Consider the following 18,037-nt stretch of genomic DNA (forward strand, 5'->3'; position numbering starts at 1 on the left):
CAGATGATCGGCGAGCGAAACCGGATTATTACCATCGCAAATCAAAAGGGTGGCGTCGGCAAGACGACCACCGCGATCAACCTGGCGACGGCTCTTGCCGCCATCGGCGAGCGCGTGCTGATCGTCGATCTCGATCCGCAGGGCAATGCCAGCACGGGTCTGGGTATCGAACGGCGGGATCGAAAGCAGTCATCCTACGATTTGCTCGTCGGCAGTCATACGATCATGGAGACGGTTCAGGAAACTGCCGTGCCAAATCTCTTCATCGTCCCTTCGACGATGGACCTGCTCGGTATCGAGATGGAGATTGCACAGCAGCCGGATCGCGTCTTCAAACTTCGGCGGGCGCTGAATGCCTCCGAGGCCCTGGCCTTTTCCTATATCCTTGTCGATTGCCCGCCATCGTTCAATCTGCTGACCATGAATGCCATGGCGGCGGCGCATTCCGTATTGGTGCCGCTGCAGTGCGAATTTTTCGCCCTGGAAGGACTCAGCCAGTTGCTGGAGACCGTCGATCAGGTTCGGCGTACGGTCAATCCGTCCCTCGATATTCAGGGTATCGTCTTGACGATGTTCGATTCCCGCAACAATCTGGCACAGCAGGTTGTCAGCGATGTTCGAACGCATCTTGGGGAGAAGGTCTACCATACGTTGATTCCGCGCAACGTCCGCGTGTCCGAAGCGCCTTCCTACGGCAAGCCCGCTATTCTTTATGATCTGAAGTGCGCGGGCAGCCAGGCCTATCTGCAGCTGGCTTCGGAAGTGATTCAGAGAGAACGGCAGCGCAAGGCTGCCGCCTGATGTAATATTTGTTCCAGAGTGAGTATCGGCGATGAATGATGATCTTTCGAAGCGGCGTCTCGGGCGCGGGTTGGCGGCTCTCATCGGTGAGATGGATCAGCCGACGCCGGTGGATGCCGGAAGGCCGGCCGTCAATCCCGATCGCCTGGTGCCGATCGAGTTCATCAGCCGAAATCCGCGAAATCCGCGGCGCTATTTCGACGAGACGGAGCTTCACGACCTCGCCAGCTCCATTCGCCAGCATGGCATCGTTCAGCCTGTCGTAGTTCGCACCGTTTCAACGGAGCGCTATGAAATCATAGCCGGCGAAAGACGCTGGCGCGCGGCGCAGCTTGCGGGCTTGATCGAGATCCCGGTGATCGTTCGCGATGTCGATGACAAGACGGCGCTTGAAATTGCTATTGTCGAAAACGTGCAGCGTGCCGATCTCAATCCGCTCGAAGAAGCGCTCGGCTATGAGCAATTGATCGCTGAACATGGCTATACGCAGAACGACCTTGGCGAGATCATCGGCAAAAGCCGCAGCCATGTCGCCAACTCCTTGCGTTTGTTGAAACTTCCCGATCCGGTGCGGGATATGCTCGCTGCCGGCAGCCTCTCCGCCGGTCACGCGCGCGCCCTGGTATCGACCTCGGATCCGACCACGCTGGCACGCACCGTCGTTTCCAAGGGAATGTCCGTCCGCGATGCTGAGCGGCTGGCGCAGAACGACATCAAGGCCCAGAACGATCCTCGCCCGGCCGGTGTTCGCAGGGATGAAAAGGATTCCGATACGCTGGCGCTGGAGCGCACCTTGTCGGACACGCTCGGGCTCGACGTTTCCATTAATCATCGCGGCAACGGCGGCCAGGTGAAGATAAGCTACAAAACGCTGGAGCAGCTCGAAGAGATTTGCAGGCTATTGGAACGGCGTTAAGCGGCCTTCCGGTCCCCGCAAGCGCAGCAGGGTCTAGGACAGAGCTGAATCAGCGTTGCCCCTGCCCTCCCGCAGACCATTTTTCGTGAAACATCAGCCCTTGCGCGCCGACTGCAGCGTCGTCGCCAGCAAGGTTTGCGTGGCGATGGTGTCTTCAAGGCTGGCGCGCTGGCGCGTCTGAAGAATGGCGGATTGCAGCCTGTTCATTTCACGCGCGATGGCGGGTGCGGTCCAGCTCTTCAGGGCCTGCTCGATAATAGGCTTGCGTCTGAAATGAAGGTGGCGCCCAAGCGTCTGCATCACTTGGGCGGGGGCCAGCCGTTTTTCATCCATCTCGGCCCGCATCGTATCCAGCATCTGAAATTGCCTCAGGCAGCCCTGCAGCACCAGAAACATGGGGGTCTTCGAGGAAGCGATCTTCTGCATGGCGTGAAGGAAGGCTTCGGAGTCGCCTTTCAAAATGGCATCGACGGCGTCGTCGGCGGAAATGGCGCTGGCATCGCCGATGATTTCGAGGACATGCTGTTCCTCGATCGTTCCCTGCCCGCGGCAGTAAAGCGCCAGCTTGCGAACCTCGTTGCGCGAGGCGATGCGATCGCCGCCGAGAAGCTCCAGCAATGCCTGGCGTGCAGCCGGGGCAATGCGCAGTCCCTCATTTGCCAGCTCAGTATCTATCAGGCTGTTGAGAGCCCTGGCATCGTCGGCATAGCAGGGAATGGTAGCGACGGTGCGAGCCGGCTCCGAAACCTTGCGCAGTCCGGATCCCTTCTTCAGATCACCGGCCTCGATGATGACGAAGCTGGACTCGGGCGGGTTGCCGGCAATGATCTGCAGCGAATCGACCAGCGCCTTCTCGTTGGCGGCGCCGCGAATCCAGACGAGCTTTTCGCCGCCGAAAAGGCCGATGGCGTTGACTTCATCCAGAAGGCGGCCGGCGTCATTCTGCAGGTCACCGACGTCGAGCTTGATGAGGGAAAAGGCGTCGTTCAGATCGACACCGGTCTTGCCCGCGATCTGCGCGGCACGCTCGGAAACAAGGCCGCGATCCGGCCCGTAGATCACGAAGATCCGATAGTTGCGCGCGGCATTTTGGAGGAATCCGTCGAATTCGTGAGACTTGATTTCCGCCATGCCGCGCTCTTGCTCAGCGGCTGAGCGCAGCTGCGATATCGGCAGCGATCATTTCGGCGACTTCTCGAGCAGCCTTGTCTTCCGAATTGAGAATTGCGCGCTGCTTGGCGAATTCCTGGGTCGGGAAGTCGACGAGCGACGTCACCGAGCGGCTGCCGGATTTGAGCACCTTGCCCGTGCCGATGTCCTTCAGCGTGAAGGAGGCGGTTACGGTCGTGCGGCCTGCTGCCGATGTATCCGACGACGGCAGGTAAAGGACGCCGCCGGTACCGGATGTAACGCTCAGCACAACATTGTATTTCGGCGTCTTCGTCTCGCCCGCGCCGCGTCCGGCGATGAAGACCAGCTGATTGCGGACTTCCTGGCTGACACGCGTACCGACGTCGGAGAAGGACACTTCCGACAGCTTCTGCGTAACACCGGTGCTGACGGCATAGAGCGGGCGAACCTGGCAGGCCGACAGAAGGCCGGCAACAGCCACCAGGGATGCAACGCCGGCGATGCGGGCAAACTTGAAAAGACTATCAGACGACAATGTTTACGATCCTCTGTGGAACGACGATGATCTTCTTTGGCGCCTGACCATTCAATGCGCTCTTGACGGCATCCAGGGCGAGCACGGCCTGCTGCACGGCATTCTGATCTGCATCGCGCGCGATTGTCAATTCGGCGCGCTTCTTGCCGTTGATCTGAACGGGATAGACGATCTCGTTCTCGGTAACGAGCGTTTCGTCATAGACCGGCCATGCGCTGGTGGCGATCATGTGCGTGTTGCCGAGCGCGGCCGAGCATTCTTCGGCCAGATGCGGCGTGATCGGCGCGACGAGCGCAATCAGGATTTCAACGGCTTCGCGTACGGCGGAGCGATAGGCGGCGTCAGCCTGGCCCGCCGCGACCTTGCCCAACGGAGCCGCCAGCGCATTGACGAATTCGTAGATGCGCGCCACGGCCTTGTTGAAGGCAAGCTTGTCGTAGTCTCCCTGAACCGCCTTCAGCGTGCGGTGCGCGATCTGCGAAATCGCCAGCGCCTCGCCTTCCTTAGCCGGATTCGATTCGGCCGTCTTCAGGATATCGGCAGCTTCGGACACCAGGCGCCACATGCGTTGTGTGAAGCGATGCGCGCCTTCGACGCCGGCTTCCGACCAGATCACGTCGCGATCGGGCGGCGAATCCGAAAGCACGAAGAAACGCGCGGTATCGGCGCCGTAGGAGGCGATGATATCGTCGGGATCGACGACATTCTTCTTCGACTTCGACATCTTCTCGATCGAGCCGATGGCGATGTCCTCGCCGGTCTTAAGCAGCGTAGCGCGGCGTTGGCCGTCCACTTCCTCGATGCGGATATCGGCCGGCGACACCCATTCGCGCGTCAGGCCAGCGCCGCGGCTATAGGTCTCGTGCACCACCATCCCTTGCGTGAACAGGCCCTTGAAGGGCTCCTTCACGTCGAGATGGCCGGTTTCGCGCATGGCGCGGGTAAAGAAGCGCGAATAGAGCAGGTGCAGGATCGCATGCTCGATGCCGCCGATATACTGGTCGACCGGCAGCCAGTGGTTGGCGGCCGCCTTGTCGGTCGGCTGGTTTTCCCAAGGCGCGGTGAAGCGGGCGAAATACCAGCTCGAATCGACGAAAGTATCCATCGTATCGGTTTCACGCCGCGCATCCTTGCCGCATTGCGGGCAGGCGACATGGCGCCAGGTGGCGTGCCGATCAAGGGGATTGCCCGGCTGATCGAAGGTGACATCGTCGGGCAGCCTGACCGGCAGATCCTTTTTCGGCACCGGCAGCACGCCGCAATCGTCGCAATGGATGACCGGGATCGGGCAGCCCCAATAGCGCTGACGGGAAATACCCCAGTCGCGCAGACGGAAATTCACCTTGCGCTCGGCCTGCGGCACATTGCCGAGGCTGGTGCCGGAAAGCTTCGTTGCGACCGTCTCGAAGGCTTCCTCGGTGCTCATCCCGTCGAGGAAGCGTGAGTTGATCATCACGCCATCGCCGTCATAGGCGACGTCGCCGACGCTGAAGCTTGCGGCATCGCCATCTCGCGGCATGACGACGGGCACGACAGGCAGACCGTACTTGCGGGCGAAATCCAGGTCGCGCTGGTCACCGGACGGGCAGCCGAAGATGGCGCCCGTGCCATAGTCCATCAGCACGAAATTGGCGATGTAGACAGGCAGCTCCCAGGACGGGTCGAAGGGATGGCGGACTCGGATGCCGGTGTCCATGCCCTTCTTCTCGGCGGTTTCGAGCGCGGCCAGCGAGGTGCCGGCACGACGGCATTCCTCGCAGAAGGTCTCGATGGCCGGATCCTTGGCCGCGGCTTCCTTGGCAAGCGGATGGTCGGCCGAGATCGCCAGGAAGGATGCGCCGAACAGCGTGTCTGGCCGTGTCGTATAGACGCTGATCTCACGATCGCTGTTCGGTGCCGTTTCCGGCACGATCTCCCAGCGGACGGTCAGGCCTTCGGACCGGCCGATCCAGTTCTTCTGCATCAGCCGCACTTTTTCCGGCCAATGATCGAGCGTATCCAGGGCGTCCAGCAACTCCTGGCTGAATTCCGTGATCTTGAAGAACCATTGCGTCAGCTCGCGTTGCTCGACGAGAGCGCCGGAACGCCAGCCGCGCCCGTCGATGACCTGCTCGTTGGCGAGAACGGTGTTGTCGACCGGATCCCAGTTGACCTTGGACTTCTTGCGATAGACCAGGCCCTTTTCCATCATGTCGATGAAGAGCATCTGCTGGCGATGATAGTAGTCGACGTCGCAGGTCGCGAACTCGCGGCTCCAGTCGAGCGACAGGCCCATGGCCTTCAGCTGGGTGCGCATCGAGGCGATGTTCTGGTAGGTCCATTCCTTCGGATGCACCTTGTTGTCGCGCGCGGCGTTTTCCGCCGGCATGCCGAAGGCGTCCCAGCCCATCGGATGCAGCACGTTGTAGCCGCGGGCGCGCTTGTAGCGGGCGACGACATCGCCCATCGCATAGTTGCGCACATGGCCCATATGGATGCGGCCCGACGGATAGGGAAACATCTCCAGAACGTAGTATTTCTCACGCGGATCTGTGTTGTCGGTGACGAAGACCTCTTCTTCGTTCCATTTTTCCTGCCACCGGGGCTCGGCATCACGCGGATTATAACGTTCGGTCGTCATCTGATCTTGTATTCCGGAAAATCATGGGGAGTCAGGCGTGACCTTCATCACGAAACCACCCAAGCGTCAAGTTTAGCGGGTGCAGCAAGTGCTTTATCTTGCAAAGCAAAGCCGGATTCGGACGAATGCGCCCTTGGCAAAGCCTGCCTGCCTCATTACTGCAGAGGTTGAGAAGCAAGCGAGAATATCGAGGCGAAGAGATGGAACTTCAAGAGCGTCTGAACGAAGTCCGTTCCCATATTTCGACGGCCGAGCGTCAGGCCGGCCGCCCCGATGGCGCCGTGCAGCTCGTTGCCGTTTCCAAGACGTTCGACGCCGATCAGATCCGCCCGGCGATTTCGGCCGGCCAGCGGGTGTTCGGTGAAAACCGCGTGCAGGAAAGCCAGGGCAAATGGCCCGAGCTGAAGGCTGAAACGCCGGGAATCGAGCTGCATCTGATCGGCCCGCTGCAATCGAACAAGGCGGCCGACGCGGTGGCGCTGTTCGACGTCATCGAAACCGTCGACCGGGAAAAGATCGCGCGTGCCATCGCCGACGAAATGAAGCAGCAGGGCAAGGTCGTGAGGCTCTATGTGCAGGTCAATACCGGGCTGGAGGCGCAAAAGGCCGGGATCGCGCCGGACGACACGGTCGCCTTCGTCGATCTCTGCCGCAAGGAGCTGGGGCTTTCGATCGAAGGCCTCATGTGCATTCCGCCGGCGGAGGAAAATCCGGGGCCGCATTTTGCGCTGCTTGCCAAGCTTGCCGGGCAGGCAGGTGTCGAAAAGCTCTCCATGGGCATGTCGAGCGACTACGAAATCGCCGTCGCCTTCGGCGCGACGAGCGTCCGGGTCGGTTCCGCGATTTTCGGCGCGCGGTAGATTCTGTCGAAAATAAAAGCCACGCTACCCGCCCTCGTGGTTCGAGGCTACGGCCTCACGATGAGGGCTAACCTTTTGCGCACGTCGTCATACAGAATTGGGTTCCATCGAGAGCGGTGCTTGCTCCATCCTCACCCTGAGGTGCGGAGGCTGTAAGCCGAAGCCTCGAAGGGCGAGGATGGCCTCTGTCTTCCGACAAAAAAGCCCCAGTTTTTCACCGGGGCTTCGCAAATCTTCGATAAGACCGAATATCAGAACTGATCGTCGTCTTCGTCGTCGCGCGTCGTCGACTTCAGCGACTTGAGCTTGGCGAAAACGGCGTCGGCGTCGATTTCCTTTTCCTTGGGCTCGTCACGCTCATAGCTGAAGCCGAGCTTCTCGGTTTCCTGGGCGGGCTGCAGCGTCGCGCCGAGTTCGGCGGCGGTCGGCAGCGGACGGCCCTTGGCGGCCTTTTCGACTTCCATGTCGAGGTCGATCTGGCTGCAGAGGCCGAGCGTTACCGGATCCATCGGCGCCAGGTTGGCGGAATTCCAATGCGTGCGGTCGCGGATCTGCTCGATGGTCGACTTGGTGGTGCCGACGAGGCGGGAAATCTGCGCATCCTTCAGTTCCGGATGGTTGCGCACCAGCCAGAGGATGGCGTTCGGGCGATCCTGGCGCTTGGAGACCGGCGTATAGCGCGGGCCGCGGCGCTTGGATTCCGGCACGCGAACTTTCGGCTCGGAAAGCTTCAGCTTATGGTTCGGATTGCCTTCGGCGCGGGCGATTTCGTCGCGCGTCAGCTGGCCGGTCGAGATCGGGTCGAGGCCCTTGATGCCCTGTGCTGCTTCACCATCGGCAATGGCCTTCACTTCGAGCGGATGCAGCTTGCAGAACTGCGCGATCTGGTCGAATGACAAGGCTGTATTGTCGACAAGCCAGATGGCGGTTGCCTTCGGCATGAGCAATTGTTGAGCCATGGATATAGTCCTTCTGTCAGTCCGCGCCGGTGTCGCGGTCCGGGGTGTAACACCACAATGTCCGGGAAATACGGCCCTATATAACGATAGTGTCGCGGAATTGCAATTCTTTGCGCATGAAATGCACTTTGTCCAATTGCTGTCGTAGTTTGACCTGCTATTGATTGAGCGGAAAGAGCACCCACAATTGCGTGAGAGGGTGTGAGGATTCGAGGAGGAGACTATGTCGGAAAAGATTCATCCGGTGACGAAACCGGTCAAGGCGCGCGCCCTGATCGATCAGGCGAAATACCAGAAATGGTATCAGCAGAGCGTCGAGGATCCCGACAAATTCTGGGGCAAGCACGGCAAGCGTATCGACTGGTTCAAGCCCTACACCAAGGTCAAGAATACGTCCTTTACCGGCAAGGTCTCGATCAAATGGTTCGAGGATGGCGTCACCAACGTCTCTTATAATTGCATCGACCGGCATTTGAAGAAGCATGGGGACCGCGTCGCTTTCATCTGGGAAGGCGACAATCCCTACATCGACAAGAAGGTCACCTATAACGAGCTTTACGAGCAGGTCTGCCGGTTGGCGAATGTGCTCAAGAAGCACGGCGTCAAGAAGGGCGATCGCGTCACCATCTACATGCCGATGATCCCCGAGGCAGCCTATGCGATGCTCGCCTGCGCCCGCATCGGCGCGGTTCACTCGGTCGTTTTCGGCGGCTTCTCGCCCGAAGCGCTTGCCGGCCGCATCGTCGATTGCGAATCGACCGTCGTCATCACCTGCGACGAAGGCGTTCGCGGCGGCAAATCGATTCCGCTCAAGGAAAACACCGATACGGCGATCAATATCGCCGCCAAGCAGAAGGTCGCGGTCAAGACCGTCATCGCCGTGCGCCGCACCGGCGGCAAGACCGGCTGGGAACCCGGCCGCGATTTCTGGTATCACGAGGAAATCGCCAAGGTGAAGGGCGATTGTCCGCCGGCGAAGATGAAGGCGGAAGATCCGCTCTTCATTCTCTATACGTCCGGCTCCACCGGCAAGCCGAAGGGCGTGCTGCATACGACCGCCGGCTATCTCGTCTATGCGGCGATGACGCACGAATATACGTTCGACTATCACCCCGGCGATATCTACTGGTGCACGGCCGATGTCGGCTGGGTGACCGGCCACTCCTATATCGTCTACGGGCCGCTCGCCAATGCCGCGACGTCGCTGATGTTCGAAGGCGTGCCGAACTATCCGGACCAGGGCCGATTCTGGGACGTCATCGACAAGCACAAGGTCAATATCTTCTACACCGCCCCGACGGCGATCCGCTCGCTGATGGGCGCCGGCGATCACTTCGTCAAGCGCGCCTCGCGCTCCAGCCTGCGCCTGCTCGGCACGGTCGGCGAACCCATCAATCCGGAAGCCTGGGAATGGTACTACAAGGTGGTCGGCGACAGCCGCTGCCCGATCGTCGATACCTGGTGGCAGACGGAAACCGGCGGTCACATGATCACGCCGCTTCCCGGCGCAACCGATCTCAAGCCCGGCTCCGCCACCCTGCCCTTCTTCGGCGTGCAGCCGCAGCTGGTCGACAACGAGGGTAACCTGCTGGAAGGTGCCGCCGACGGCAATCTGGTGATCGCCGACAGCTGGCCCGGCCAGATGCGCACGGTCTATGGCGACCACGAGCGCTTCATCCAGACCTACTTCTCCACCTACAAGGGCAAGTATTTCACCGGTGACGGCTGCCGCCGCGACGAGGACGGCTATTACTGGATCACCGGCCGCGTCGACGATGTGCTCAACGTCTCGGGCCATCGCTTGGGCACGGCGGAAGTGGAATCGGCGCTGGTGTCGCACAAACATGTGTCGGAAGCGGCCGTGGTCGGCTATCCGCACTCGATCAAGGGTCAGGGCATCTATTGCTACGTGACGCTGATGGTCGGCCTCGAAGGCTCGGATGCGCTGCGTCAGGAGCTGGTGAAGCATGTGCGGACCGAAATCGGCCCGATCGCCTCACCAGACAAGATCCAGTTCACCCCCGGCCTGCCGAAAACCCGCTCGGGCAAGATCATGCGCCGTATCCTGCGCAAGATCGCCGAGGACGATTTCGGCGCGCTTGGCGATACCTCGACGCTCGCCGATCCGGCCGTGGTCGACGATCTGATCGCCAACCGGCAGAACAAGGCGGATGCGGCCTGATGTTTCAAGGCGCCGTACGATCGGTACGGCGCCTTTTCAAATGAACTTCGGAAGTTCGAGCGCTTATCACTTCTTCTGGACTGTGCATCCAAGATGCGTTTGGCATCAGATACCTCAGCCGTTACCGTTAGTTAAATCCTAAAAATCGATCGCCCGGCCATTGATCTCCCAGTCGCCGAAGCGGGCGGGGTCGGCGCCGCCGCGGCCGCCGATTTCGGGGGGGAGTTCGGCTTGAGCCTGCGCCTGGCGGCGCTCCTCGGCTTCGGCCAGCGCGCGCTTTGCTGCGGGCGAGAGCGGCTTGCGCGTGGTATCGCCGGCTTCGGTGTCGATTTTATTGTCGTTATCTGCGGTTTGCATGGTCTCGCACGACCTCCGAAATATTGAAATGAAGGGAGGAATAGCCAAATCATAATGCGTCCGGCTGCAAAGAAAAAGGTTTGGACGACAGATGAGTTGGAGACCCGTCGATGAATCTCATGCGTACCGCCATGCTGCTTGCCTTCATGACTGCCCTGTTCATGGGCGTCGGCTATCTGATCGGCGGTCAATCCGGCATGTTGATCGCATTTGTCGTCGCCGCGGGCATGAATTTCTTTTCCTACTGGAATTCCGACCGCATGGTGCTCTCCACCTATAATGCGCAGGAGGTGGACGAGCGCAGCGCGCCGGAATTCTACCGGATCGTCCGCGATCTCGCCCGCAATGCCGGCCTGCCGATGCCGAAGGTCTACCTCTACGACAGCCCGCAGCCGAATGCCTTCGCCACCGGCCGCAATCCGGAAAACGCCGCCGTTGCCGCTTCCACCGGTCTTCTGCACGCGCTGACACCGGACGAAGTGGCCGGCGTGATGGCGCATGAGCTTGCGCATGTGCAGAACCGCGACACGCTGACCATGACGATCACGGCGACGCTTGCCGGCGCCATTTCCATGCTCGGCAATTTCGCCTTCTTCTTCGGCGGCCGCCGCGACAACAACAATCCGCTCGGTATGATCGGCGTTCTGTTGGCGATGATCGTCGCCCCTCTGGCCGCAATGCTGGTGCAGATGGCGATCAGCCGCACGCGCGAATATTCAGCCGACCGTCGCGGCGCCGAGATTTGCGGCAATCCGCTGTCGCTCGCCTCCGCACTCGGCAAGATTGCCCGTGGCGCCGCGCATATTCCGAATGAGGAGGCCGAAGGCCATCCGGCGACGGCGCACATGTTCATCATCAATCCGCTCTCGGGCGAGCGCATGGACAACCTGTTTTCCACCCATCCGAACACGGAAAACCGTATCGCTGCGCTGCATGAAATGGCCCGTTACGGTGGCGGCAGTGCCTCGTCTGCGGCCCCATCTTCGGGCTTTGGCTCGACTGGACCGGTCTTGACTGCTAATCCGGAGCGAAAATCGCGCTCCGTGCCGAATACGGGTCGCGGTGGTTCGCAACCGCCGAAGGGACCCTGGTCTTGAGTTCTGACAATAAAAACAAAACGTTCAACAAGGATGGAAGACGATCGGGCAAAGGGTCGGCCGAGCCTCGGCCACATGATTCGGCGCCTTCGAAGCCCGGTTTTGCGGCGCGCGCCGCCGCGACGAAGATCCTGGCTGCGGTCATCGATCGCAAGACGCCGCTCGACGGCATGCTGGATGCGGAAGGCGGCAACCCTGCCTATAGGGCGCTGAGCGAAAGCGACCGCGCGCTGGTGCGCGCCATCCTCAACAGCGCGCTTCGGCACTTGCCGCGCATCGAGGCGGCGATATCGTCGCTGCTCGATTCGCCTTTGCCCGAAGGCGCTCGGGCGCTGCATCATGTTCTTGTCGTCGGTGCCGCGCAGATACTCTACCTCGATGTGCCGGATCATTCCGCCGTCGACCTTGCCGTCGAGCAGGCCAACCGCGATCCCCGCAACCGCCGCTTTGCCAAGCTGGTCAACGCCATTCTGCGACGTATCGGCCGTGAGAAGCAGGCAATTCTGGAGCAGGTCGCGGGTGTGCCCGCCATGCCGGCCTGGTTTCTTTCCCGCCTGGAATTCGCCTATGGCGCGGAGACGGCAATCAAAATTTCGGACACGCAATTGGAGCCGGCCGCGATCGATCTCACGGTAAAATCCGATGCCGATGGGTGGGCGAAGCGCCTCAATGGAATTGTCCTGCCGACCGGTGGCGTGCGGCTTGCCTCCTTCGAAGGATCCATTCCTTCGCTTGAAGGCTTCGATGACGGCGAGTGGTGGGTGCAGGATGCGGCCGCGAGCATCCCGGCGAAATTGTTCGGCTCGCTTGCCGGCAAGCGGGTGGTCGATCTCTGCGCCGCGCCCGGCGGCAAGACGGCGCAGCTCGTCCTCGCCGGCGGCAAGGTCACGGCGCTCGACCAATCCGCCAATCGACTGAAAAGACTATCCACCAATCTCGCGCGTCTCGGTCTGGAGGCAGAGACCGTCGTGGCCGATATGAGCAAGTATCGACCCGAGGAACTCTTCGATGCCGCCCTTCTCGATGCCCCGTGCTCCTCGACGGGAACGACGCGCCGTCATCCCGACGTGCTGTGGACCAAGGGGCCGGAGGATATCGCCAAGCTTGCCGGCCTGCAGGAGCGCCTGCTTCGTCATGCCCTGACGCTGGTCAAGCCGGGTGGCCTGGTGGTGTTTTCCAATTGTTCGCTCGATCCCGAAGAGGGCGAGGATCTGGTCGCGCGCCTGCTCGCCGATACGGACAATGCCGAGCGCGTTCCGATCGCAGCGGCCGATTGGCCGGGCCTGGAAGCGGCGATTTCGCCGCTCGGCGCCTTCCGCACCACGCCGGACATGCTGCCGCTTTCCGATGGCTTTGCCTCGGGGCTCGACGGCTTCTTTGCCGTCGTACTTCGGCGTGCGCGTTAGCGGCATCCGGGTTTCTCACGCATCGAACGGTTAAAAACCTGCAAACATGTCCTTAATTGGTATATTTGTAACCTCTTTTTAACCACGGATAATGAGAGTAAGCAGAAGCAAATATGCAGATCTGCGGCAGGGTTTAGTGAGTTCATACATGCGGGAAGCATGGCGGCGGATGTCGCGCCGCGCGGCGTTGACGCGATTGCGTCTCACCCGCCACACGTTGCGTGTGCCGGAACGCCTGATCGTGGCGCCGACCGATCTGCGCAGCGTCGATCCCTTTTTCGTCGAAGAGCTTCTGAACGGGCGCATCCTGCTTGCCGGACGTGTTCTGGAAACGCAGGGGGCATCGCCCTTTTCGCTGGAATTGCCGTCGCTGGCCTTTGCCGCCAAGCTGCATAACTTTCGCTGGCTGCGGCATTTGCGGGCGGAAAAGAGCGACCAGGCTTCGGCCATGGCGCGCGCGATCCTCACCGACTGGATTGCGGTTCACGGCCGCCGGCTGCACGGTCTCGCCTGGTCGCCTGACATAGCGGCGCAACGGCTGATCGCGCTGCTGTCGCATTCGCCGGTGCTCCTGCATGGCACGGACAGCGGATTCTATCGCCGCTTCATGCGGATGCTCGTCTTCCATGTGCGTTTTCTGCGGCGGATGGCGGCATCGGCACCCGACGGCATCACCCGTTTTCGCGTGCGCATCGCGCTTGCCATGTCGTCGGTCGCCATGCCGAGCAGCGCGTTGACGCTGAAGCGGGCCGGCCAGGCGCTCGACCGCGAGATCGACCGGCAGATCCTGCAGGATGGCGGCCATATCTCCCGCAATCCGCGCGCATCGCTGGAGCTGCTGCTCGACCTGCTGCCGCTGCGCCAGACCTACGTCAATCTCGGCCATGACGTGCCGGTGCGGCTCATTCCCGGCATCGACCGCATGTATCCGGCGCTGCGCTTCTTCCGCCATCAGGACGGCGATCTGGCGCTGTTCAATGGCGCGACGTCGACGCTTGCCAACGAGCTGATGTCGGTGCTGCGCTATGACGAGACTGCGGGGCAGGCATTCAAGGCGCTGCCGCACACCCGATATCACCGGCTGGCGGCCGGCCAGGCCGTCGTCATCATGGATGTCGGGGCTGCCGCGTCCACCGATCTCAGCCGCACGGCGCATGCCGGCTGCCTCTCCTTCGAGATGTCGTCGGGCAAAACGCGCTTCATCATCAATTCCGGCTCGCCCGAGTTCGCGGGCGACCGCTTCATACAGGCCGCGCGGGCGACCGCGGCGCATTCGACCGTTACGCTCAACGACACGTCGTCCTGTCAGTTTTCCAAGGCGAAATCGCTGGGGCCGATCATGGTCGGCGGGGTGAAGAAGATCATCGTGGAGCGTGCCGAGACCGAGGACGGCCGGGACTATGTCCGCGCGGCCCATGACGGCTATCTCCCTGCCTTCGGCTATGTCCATGAGCGCGAGCTGAGTCTCAACGCCAGCGGTACGATCGTCGCCGGCCGCGACCGGTTTTTGGTACCGGAAGGCAGGAAGCAGCCGCCCAGAGGCGAAGGCGTCGCCTCCGCGCGCTTTCACATCCACCCCTCCATCAGCCTGCTGCAGACCGAGACGGACGCCGCGCTGCTGATCGCGCCGGATGGGGAGACCTGGGTGTTCTCCTCGCCGGGCAACGAGGTGCTGGTGGCGGAAGATATATTCTTTGCCGATCCCTCGGGCATGCGCTCTTCCGATCAGCTCGAGATCGTTTTCCGGATCACCGAAAAGCCGGAAATCCGCTGGTTTTTATCCTATCGGCCATAGGCTAAGCGCGTCAGCTATGCTAACGGGGCGGCATTATCGTCCCGCGCCATTTCCGCCGGACATCTCGTCTCCTCATGCCAGAGCGGGTGCGCTCTGTTTTTTGTTATCGCGCAATTCCGGACGGAAAACCGCCGTATACCGGTCCTGGAATTGCTCTAGATCGGAGAAAGCCCATGGCCGTCGTTTCCAAGAAAATCCCTGCTCCTGACAAAGTGAAGGTGAAGACCGCGCTTCTGTCCGTTTCCGACAAGACCGGCATCGTCGAGCTGGCACGCGCCCTCAGCGCGCAGGGTGTGCGCCTCCTGTCGACCGGCGGCACGCACAAGACGATCGCCGCGGCCGGCCTTGCCGTGACCGACGTGTCGGAGGTGACGAATTTTCCGGAGATCATGGACGGTCGCGTCAAGACGCTGCATCCGAAGGTGCATGGCGGCCTGCTCGCCATCCGTGACGATGCCGAGCACCAGGCTGCGATGAAGGAGCACGGCATCGAGGGCATCGATCTCGTCGTCATCAATCTCTATCCCTTCGAGGACGTCCGCAAGGCAGGCGGCGATTATCCGACGACGGTGGAAAACATCGACATCGGCGGCCCGGCGATGATCCGCGCTTCGGCGAAGAACCACGCCTATGTGTCGATCCTGACCGATCCCGCCGACTATCCGGAACTGCTGGAGCAGCTTTCCGCCGATGCCGGCCAGACGGCCTATGCTTTCCGTCAGCGCATGGCCGCCAAGGCTTTCGCCCGCACCGCCGCCTATGACGCGATGATCTCCAACTGGTTTGCCGAGGCGCTCGATATCGCCACGCCGCGCCACCGCGTCATCGGCGGGGTTTTGCGCGAGGAAATGCGCTACGGCGAAAACCCGCACCAGAAGGCCGCCTTCTACGTGACAGGCGAAAACCGCCCCGGCGTTTCCACGGCGACGCTGCTGCAGGGCAAGCAGCTTTCCTACAACAACATCAACGACACCGACGCGGCCTATGAGCTCGTTGCCGAGTTCCTGCCGGAAAAGGGGCCGGCCTGCGCGATCATCAAGCACGCCAATCCCTGTGGCGTTGCCACCGGCCCGAGCCTCGTAGAGGCCTACAAGCGGGCTCTTGCCTGCGATTCCACCTCGGCCTTCGGCGGCATCATCGCGCTGAACAGCCTGCTCGATGCTGCAACGGCCGAGGAGATCGTCAAGCTCTTCACCGAGGTCATCATCGCGCCCGAGGTCAGCGAGGAAGCCAAGGCGATCATCGCCCGCAAGCCGAACCTCCGCCTGCTCTCGGTCGGCGCCCTGCCCGATCCGCGCGCGCCCGGCCTGACCGCGAAGACCGTCTCCGGCGGCCTGCTGGTGCAGAACCGCGACAACGCACTGGTCGAAGACATGGAGCTCAAGGTCGTCACCAAGCGCGCGCCGACGGCACAGGAGCTGGAGGACATGAAGTTCGCCTTCCGCGTCGCCAAGCATGTGAAGTCGAACGCCGTCGTCTACGCCAAGGATGGCCAGACGGCTGGCATCGGCGCGGGCCAGATGAGCCGCGTCGATTCTGCCCGCATCGCTGCCATCAAGGCCGAGGAAGCCGCCAAGGCCATGGGGCTTGCCGAGCCGCTGACGCGGGGTTCAGCCGTTGCCTCCGAAGCCTTCCTGCCGTTTGCCGACGGCCTGCTGTCGGCGATCGCCGCCGGCGCCACTGCCGTCATCCAGCCGGGCGGCTCCATGCGCGACCAGGAAGTCATCGACGCCGCGAACGAGCACGATGTCGCGATGGTCTTCACCGGCATTCGCCACTTCCGCCATTGATGACTTTGCCCTCGCCCCATCGGGGAGAGGGTGGCGCAACAGCGCCGGGTGAGGGGGCATTACCGGGAGTCTGCATATCGTTCGCAACGAGATAGGTTGGTCCGAATGCGCGGCGCGCGCCCCTCATCCGCCCTTTGGGCACCTTCTCCCCGCTGGGGAGAAGGAGATGAGCATATCCCTACGAAGATAAGGAGATATCCCTACCTCGTCTTGTCGGCCGGATAGGGTGTGGGCAGCAGAAGCAGCAGGCCGCCGGCCAGAAAGATGACGAGCGTCGCCATGCCGAGGCGGGCCGAGCCGCTCCAATAAGTCACCAGCGAGAAGAACAGCGTCGCCATGAAACTGGTGGCGCGGCCTGACAGTGCATAGATGCCGAAGTAGCGTCCCGCTTCCGAGAGGCTGACGCTGCGGGCGAGATAGGAGCGCGAGGAAGCCTGCACCGGCCCGAAAGCGATGCCGATCAGCAGGCCATAGCCGATATAGGCTTTTTCCGCCGCCGTGCCGAACAGGCCACCGGAACTGACCGTCGAGAGCGGAACCAGGCCGAAGAGCGTGAAGCCGGGGCCTGTGGAGATAATACCGAAAGTGGCAACCAGCAGCAGTGTCAGGCTGATGACGACAGTCGTTTTCGAGCCTAGCCAGCGGTCGACATAGCCGGCGGCAAAGCAGCCGAAAATGGCGATGACGTTGAGGATGATGCCATAAATGCCGATCTCGATCGTCGCCCAGCCGAACATGCCGGCTGCGAAGGTGCCGCCAAGGATCAGCAGTCCGTTGACGCCATCCTGATAGATCATGCGGGCGATGAGGAAGAAGCTGATACCACGCCGGCGCTTCAGCTCTCGAAGGGTCGACGAGAGTTCACGCAGGCCGGAGCGAACTGCGGCGCGCAGCGGCAGGCCGCGCGCGGCATCTGGCGTGAAGAGGAACATCGGCAGAATGAAGAGGAAGTACCAGACGGCGGAAATCGGCCCGGTGATGCGCGCATCCTCGCCGAGCGCCGCGTCGAGGCCGAAGAGCGGCGTCAGGCCGAGGATGGTCCTGCCGGTCTGCGGATTGCCGGCGAGCAGCGCCACGACGGTGATGAGGACGATCATCCCGCCGAGATAGCCGAGTCCCCAGGCGGTGTTCGACAGCCTGCCGACATCGTCCTTGCCCACCAGTCTCGGCATCATCGAATCGTTGAAGACAATGGAGAACTCTGCGGAGATCGACGCGAGGATCATGAAGATCACCGGATAGATGACCGGCGATCCCGGTGCCGCGCCCCAGAGGCAGAAGAGGCTGGCGATCTTGATAACGGCGAAGAAGGCGATCCATGGCTTGCGGGCGCCGGATTGATCGGCGATCGAGCCTAGCACCGGGGAGAGGATGGCGATGATCACCGAGGAGATCGTCGCCATGTTGCTCCAGGTCGTCTGGGCGGAGACGGGATCTGCCGTCAGCCGTGCGACGAAATAGGGGCCGAAAATGAAGGTGGTGACGACGGTGAAGAACGGTTGCGCCGCCCAATCGAAGAACATCCAGCCCCAGATGCCTCGTGCCGGCACTTTGGCCGGCACGTCATTGTCAATGTCAGTCACCACCA

General features: G+C 61.7%; 14 protein-coding genes. 8 read left to right on the top strand and 6 right to left on the bottom strand.

Annotation, left to right across the window (positions count from 1 at the left end):
• The first annotated feature begins 3 nt into the window (after window positions 1–3).
• Entirely contained in the window at window positions 4–801 is a 798-nt protein-coding gene (locus ACQZ6J_RS22540; protein WP_163993349.1) for a ParA family protein, read from the top strand.
• A gap of 31 nt (window positions 802–832) precedes the next feature.
• Complete coding sequence (locus ACQZ6J_RS22545) at window positions 833–1,717, top strand: ParB/RepB/Spo0J family partition protein (protein ID WP_163993331.1); 885 nt, start codon at window positions 833–835, stop codon at window positions 1,715–1,717.
• Window positions 1,718–1,810: 93 nt separating this feature from the next.
• Here the strand turns inward: ACQZ6J_RS22545 and holA are convergent, their stop codons facing one another.
• From holA to leuS, 3 genes are read right to left on the bottom strand one after another with little or no spacing between them, the layout of a single operon-like run.
• Window positions 1,811–2,848 (bottom strand): DNA polymerase III subunit delta, encoded by a 1,038-nt coding sequence (gene holA / locus ACQZ6J_RS22550; RefSeq protein WP_449085687.1) that lies wholly within the window; start codon window positions 2,846–2,848, stop codon window positions 1,811–1,813.
• 13 nt (window positions 2,849–2,861) lie between these two features.
• On the bottom strand, window positions 2,862–3,383 hold the full coding sequence (gene lptE / locus ACQZ6J_RS22555) for an LPS assembly lipoprotein LptE (protein WP_163993335.1): 522 nt from the start codon (window positions 3,381–3,383) through the stop codon (window positions 2,862–2,864).
• A complete protein-coding gene (leuS, locus tag ACQZ6J_RS22560; RefSeq protein WP_449085688.1) occupies window positions 3,373–6,003 on the bottom strand; it encodes a leucine--tRNA ligase in 2,631 nt (876 codons plus the stop codon). Before leuS ends, lptE begins: the two co-directional genes overlap by 11 nt.
• 200 nt (window positions 6,004–6,203) lie before the next feature.
• Here leuS and ACQZ6J_RS22565 point away from each other — a divergent pair, with 200 nt between their 5' ends.
• Window positions 6,204–6,863, top strand: a complete 660-nt coding sequence (locus ACQZ6J_RS22565) for a YggS family pyridoxal phosphate-dependent enzyme (RefSeq protein WP_449085689.1) — start codon at window positions 6,204–6,206, stop codon at window positions 6,861–6,863.
• 251 nt (window positions 6,864–7,114) lie between these two features.
• On the opposite strand, the gene ACQZ6J_RS22570 is transcribed toward ACQZ6J_RS22565, so the two are convergent.
• Window positions 7,115–7,822, bottom strand: a complete 708-nt coding sequence (locus ACQZ6J_RS22570; protein WP_163993340.1) for a DUF1013 domain-containing protein — start codon at window positions 7,820–7,822, stop codon at window positions 7,115–7,117.
• A 223-nt stretch (window positions 7,823–8,045) separates the two neighbouring features.
• On the opposite strand from ACQZ6J_RS22570, the gene acs reads away from it, so the two are divergent.
• Window positions 8,046–10,004, top strand: coding sequence for an acetate--CoA ligase (acs, locus tag ACQZ6J_RS22575; RefSeq protein ID WP_449085690.1), 1,959 nt, complete (start codon window positions 8,046–8,048; stop codon window positions 10,002–10,004).
• A gap of 138 nt (window positions 10,005–10,142) precedes the next feature.
• Here the strand turns inward: acs and ACQZ6J_RS22580 are convergent, their stop codons facing one another.
• Window positions 10,143–10,361 carry a DUF1674 domain-containing protein gene (locus tag ACQZ6J_RS22580; RefSeq protein WP_449085691.1) on the bottom strand — a complete coding sequence of 73 codons (219 nt, stop codon included), beginning with the start codon at window positions 10,359–10,361 and terminating at the stop codon, window positions 10,143–10,145.
• Between the two features lie 110 nt (window positions 10,362–10,471).
• Here ACQZ6J_RS22580 and htpX point away from each other — a divergent pair, with 110 nt between their 5' ends.
• The 4 genes from htpX (at window position 10,472) to purH (ending at window position 16,449) form a co-directional block, all read left to right on the top strand.
• Window positions 10,472–11,458 carry a zinc metalloprotease HtpX gene (htpX, locus tag ACQZ6J_RS22585; RefSeq protein WP_163987349.1) on the top strand — a complete coding sequence of 329 codons (987 nt, stop codon included), beginning with the start codon at window positions 10,472–10,474 and terminating at the stop codon, window positions 11,456–11,458.
• On the top strand, window positions 11,449–12,864 hold the full coding sequence (locus ACQZ6J_RS22590) for an RsmB/NOP family class I SAM-dependent RNA methyltransferase (RefSeq protein ID WP_449085770.1): 1,416 nt from the start codon (window positions 11,449–11,451) through the stop codon (window positions 12,862–12,864). Before htpX ends, ACQZ6J_RS22590 begins: the two co-directional genes overlap by 10 nt.
• Window positions 12,865–13,012: 148 nt before the next feature.
• Window positions 13,013–14,659, top strand: a complete 1,647-nt coding sequence (locus ACQZ6J_RS22595) for a heparinase II/III family protein (protein WP_246725761.1) — start codon at window positions 13,013–13,015, stop codon at window positions 14,657–14,659.
• Window positions 14,660–14,832: 173 nt separating this feature from the next.
• The gene (gene purH, locus ACQZ6J_RS22600; protein WP_449085692.1) at window positions 14,833–16,449 is read left to right on the top strand and encodes a bifunctional phosphoribosylaminoimidazolecarboxamide formyltransferase/IMP cyclohydrolase; all 1,617 of its coding nucleotides are present in this window, start codon (window positions 14,833–14,835) and stop codon (window positions 16,447–16,449) included.
• 200 nt (window positions 16,450–16,649) lie between these two features.
• Here the strand turns inward: purH and ACQZ6J_RS22605 are convergent, their stop codons facing one another.
• Window positions 16,650–18,035 carry an MFS transporter gene (locus ACQZ6J_RS22605; RefSeq protein WP_449085693.1) on the bottom strand — a complete coding sequence of 462 codons (1,386 nt, stop codon included), beginning with the start codon at window positions 18,033–18,035 and terminating at the stop codon, window positions 16,650–16,652.
• Between the last annotated feature and the right edge of the window lie 2 nt (window positions 18,036–18,037).

The sequence above is a fragment of the Rhizobium sp. A37_96 genome (assembly GCF_053521765.1).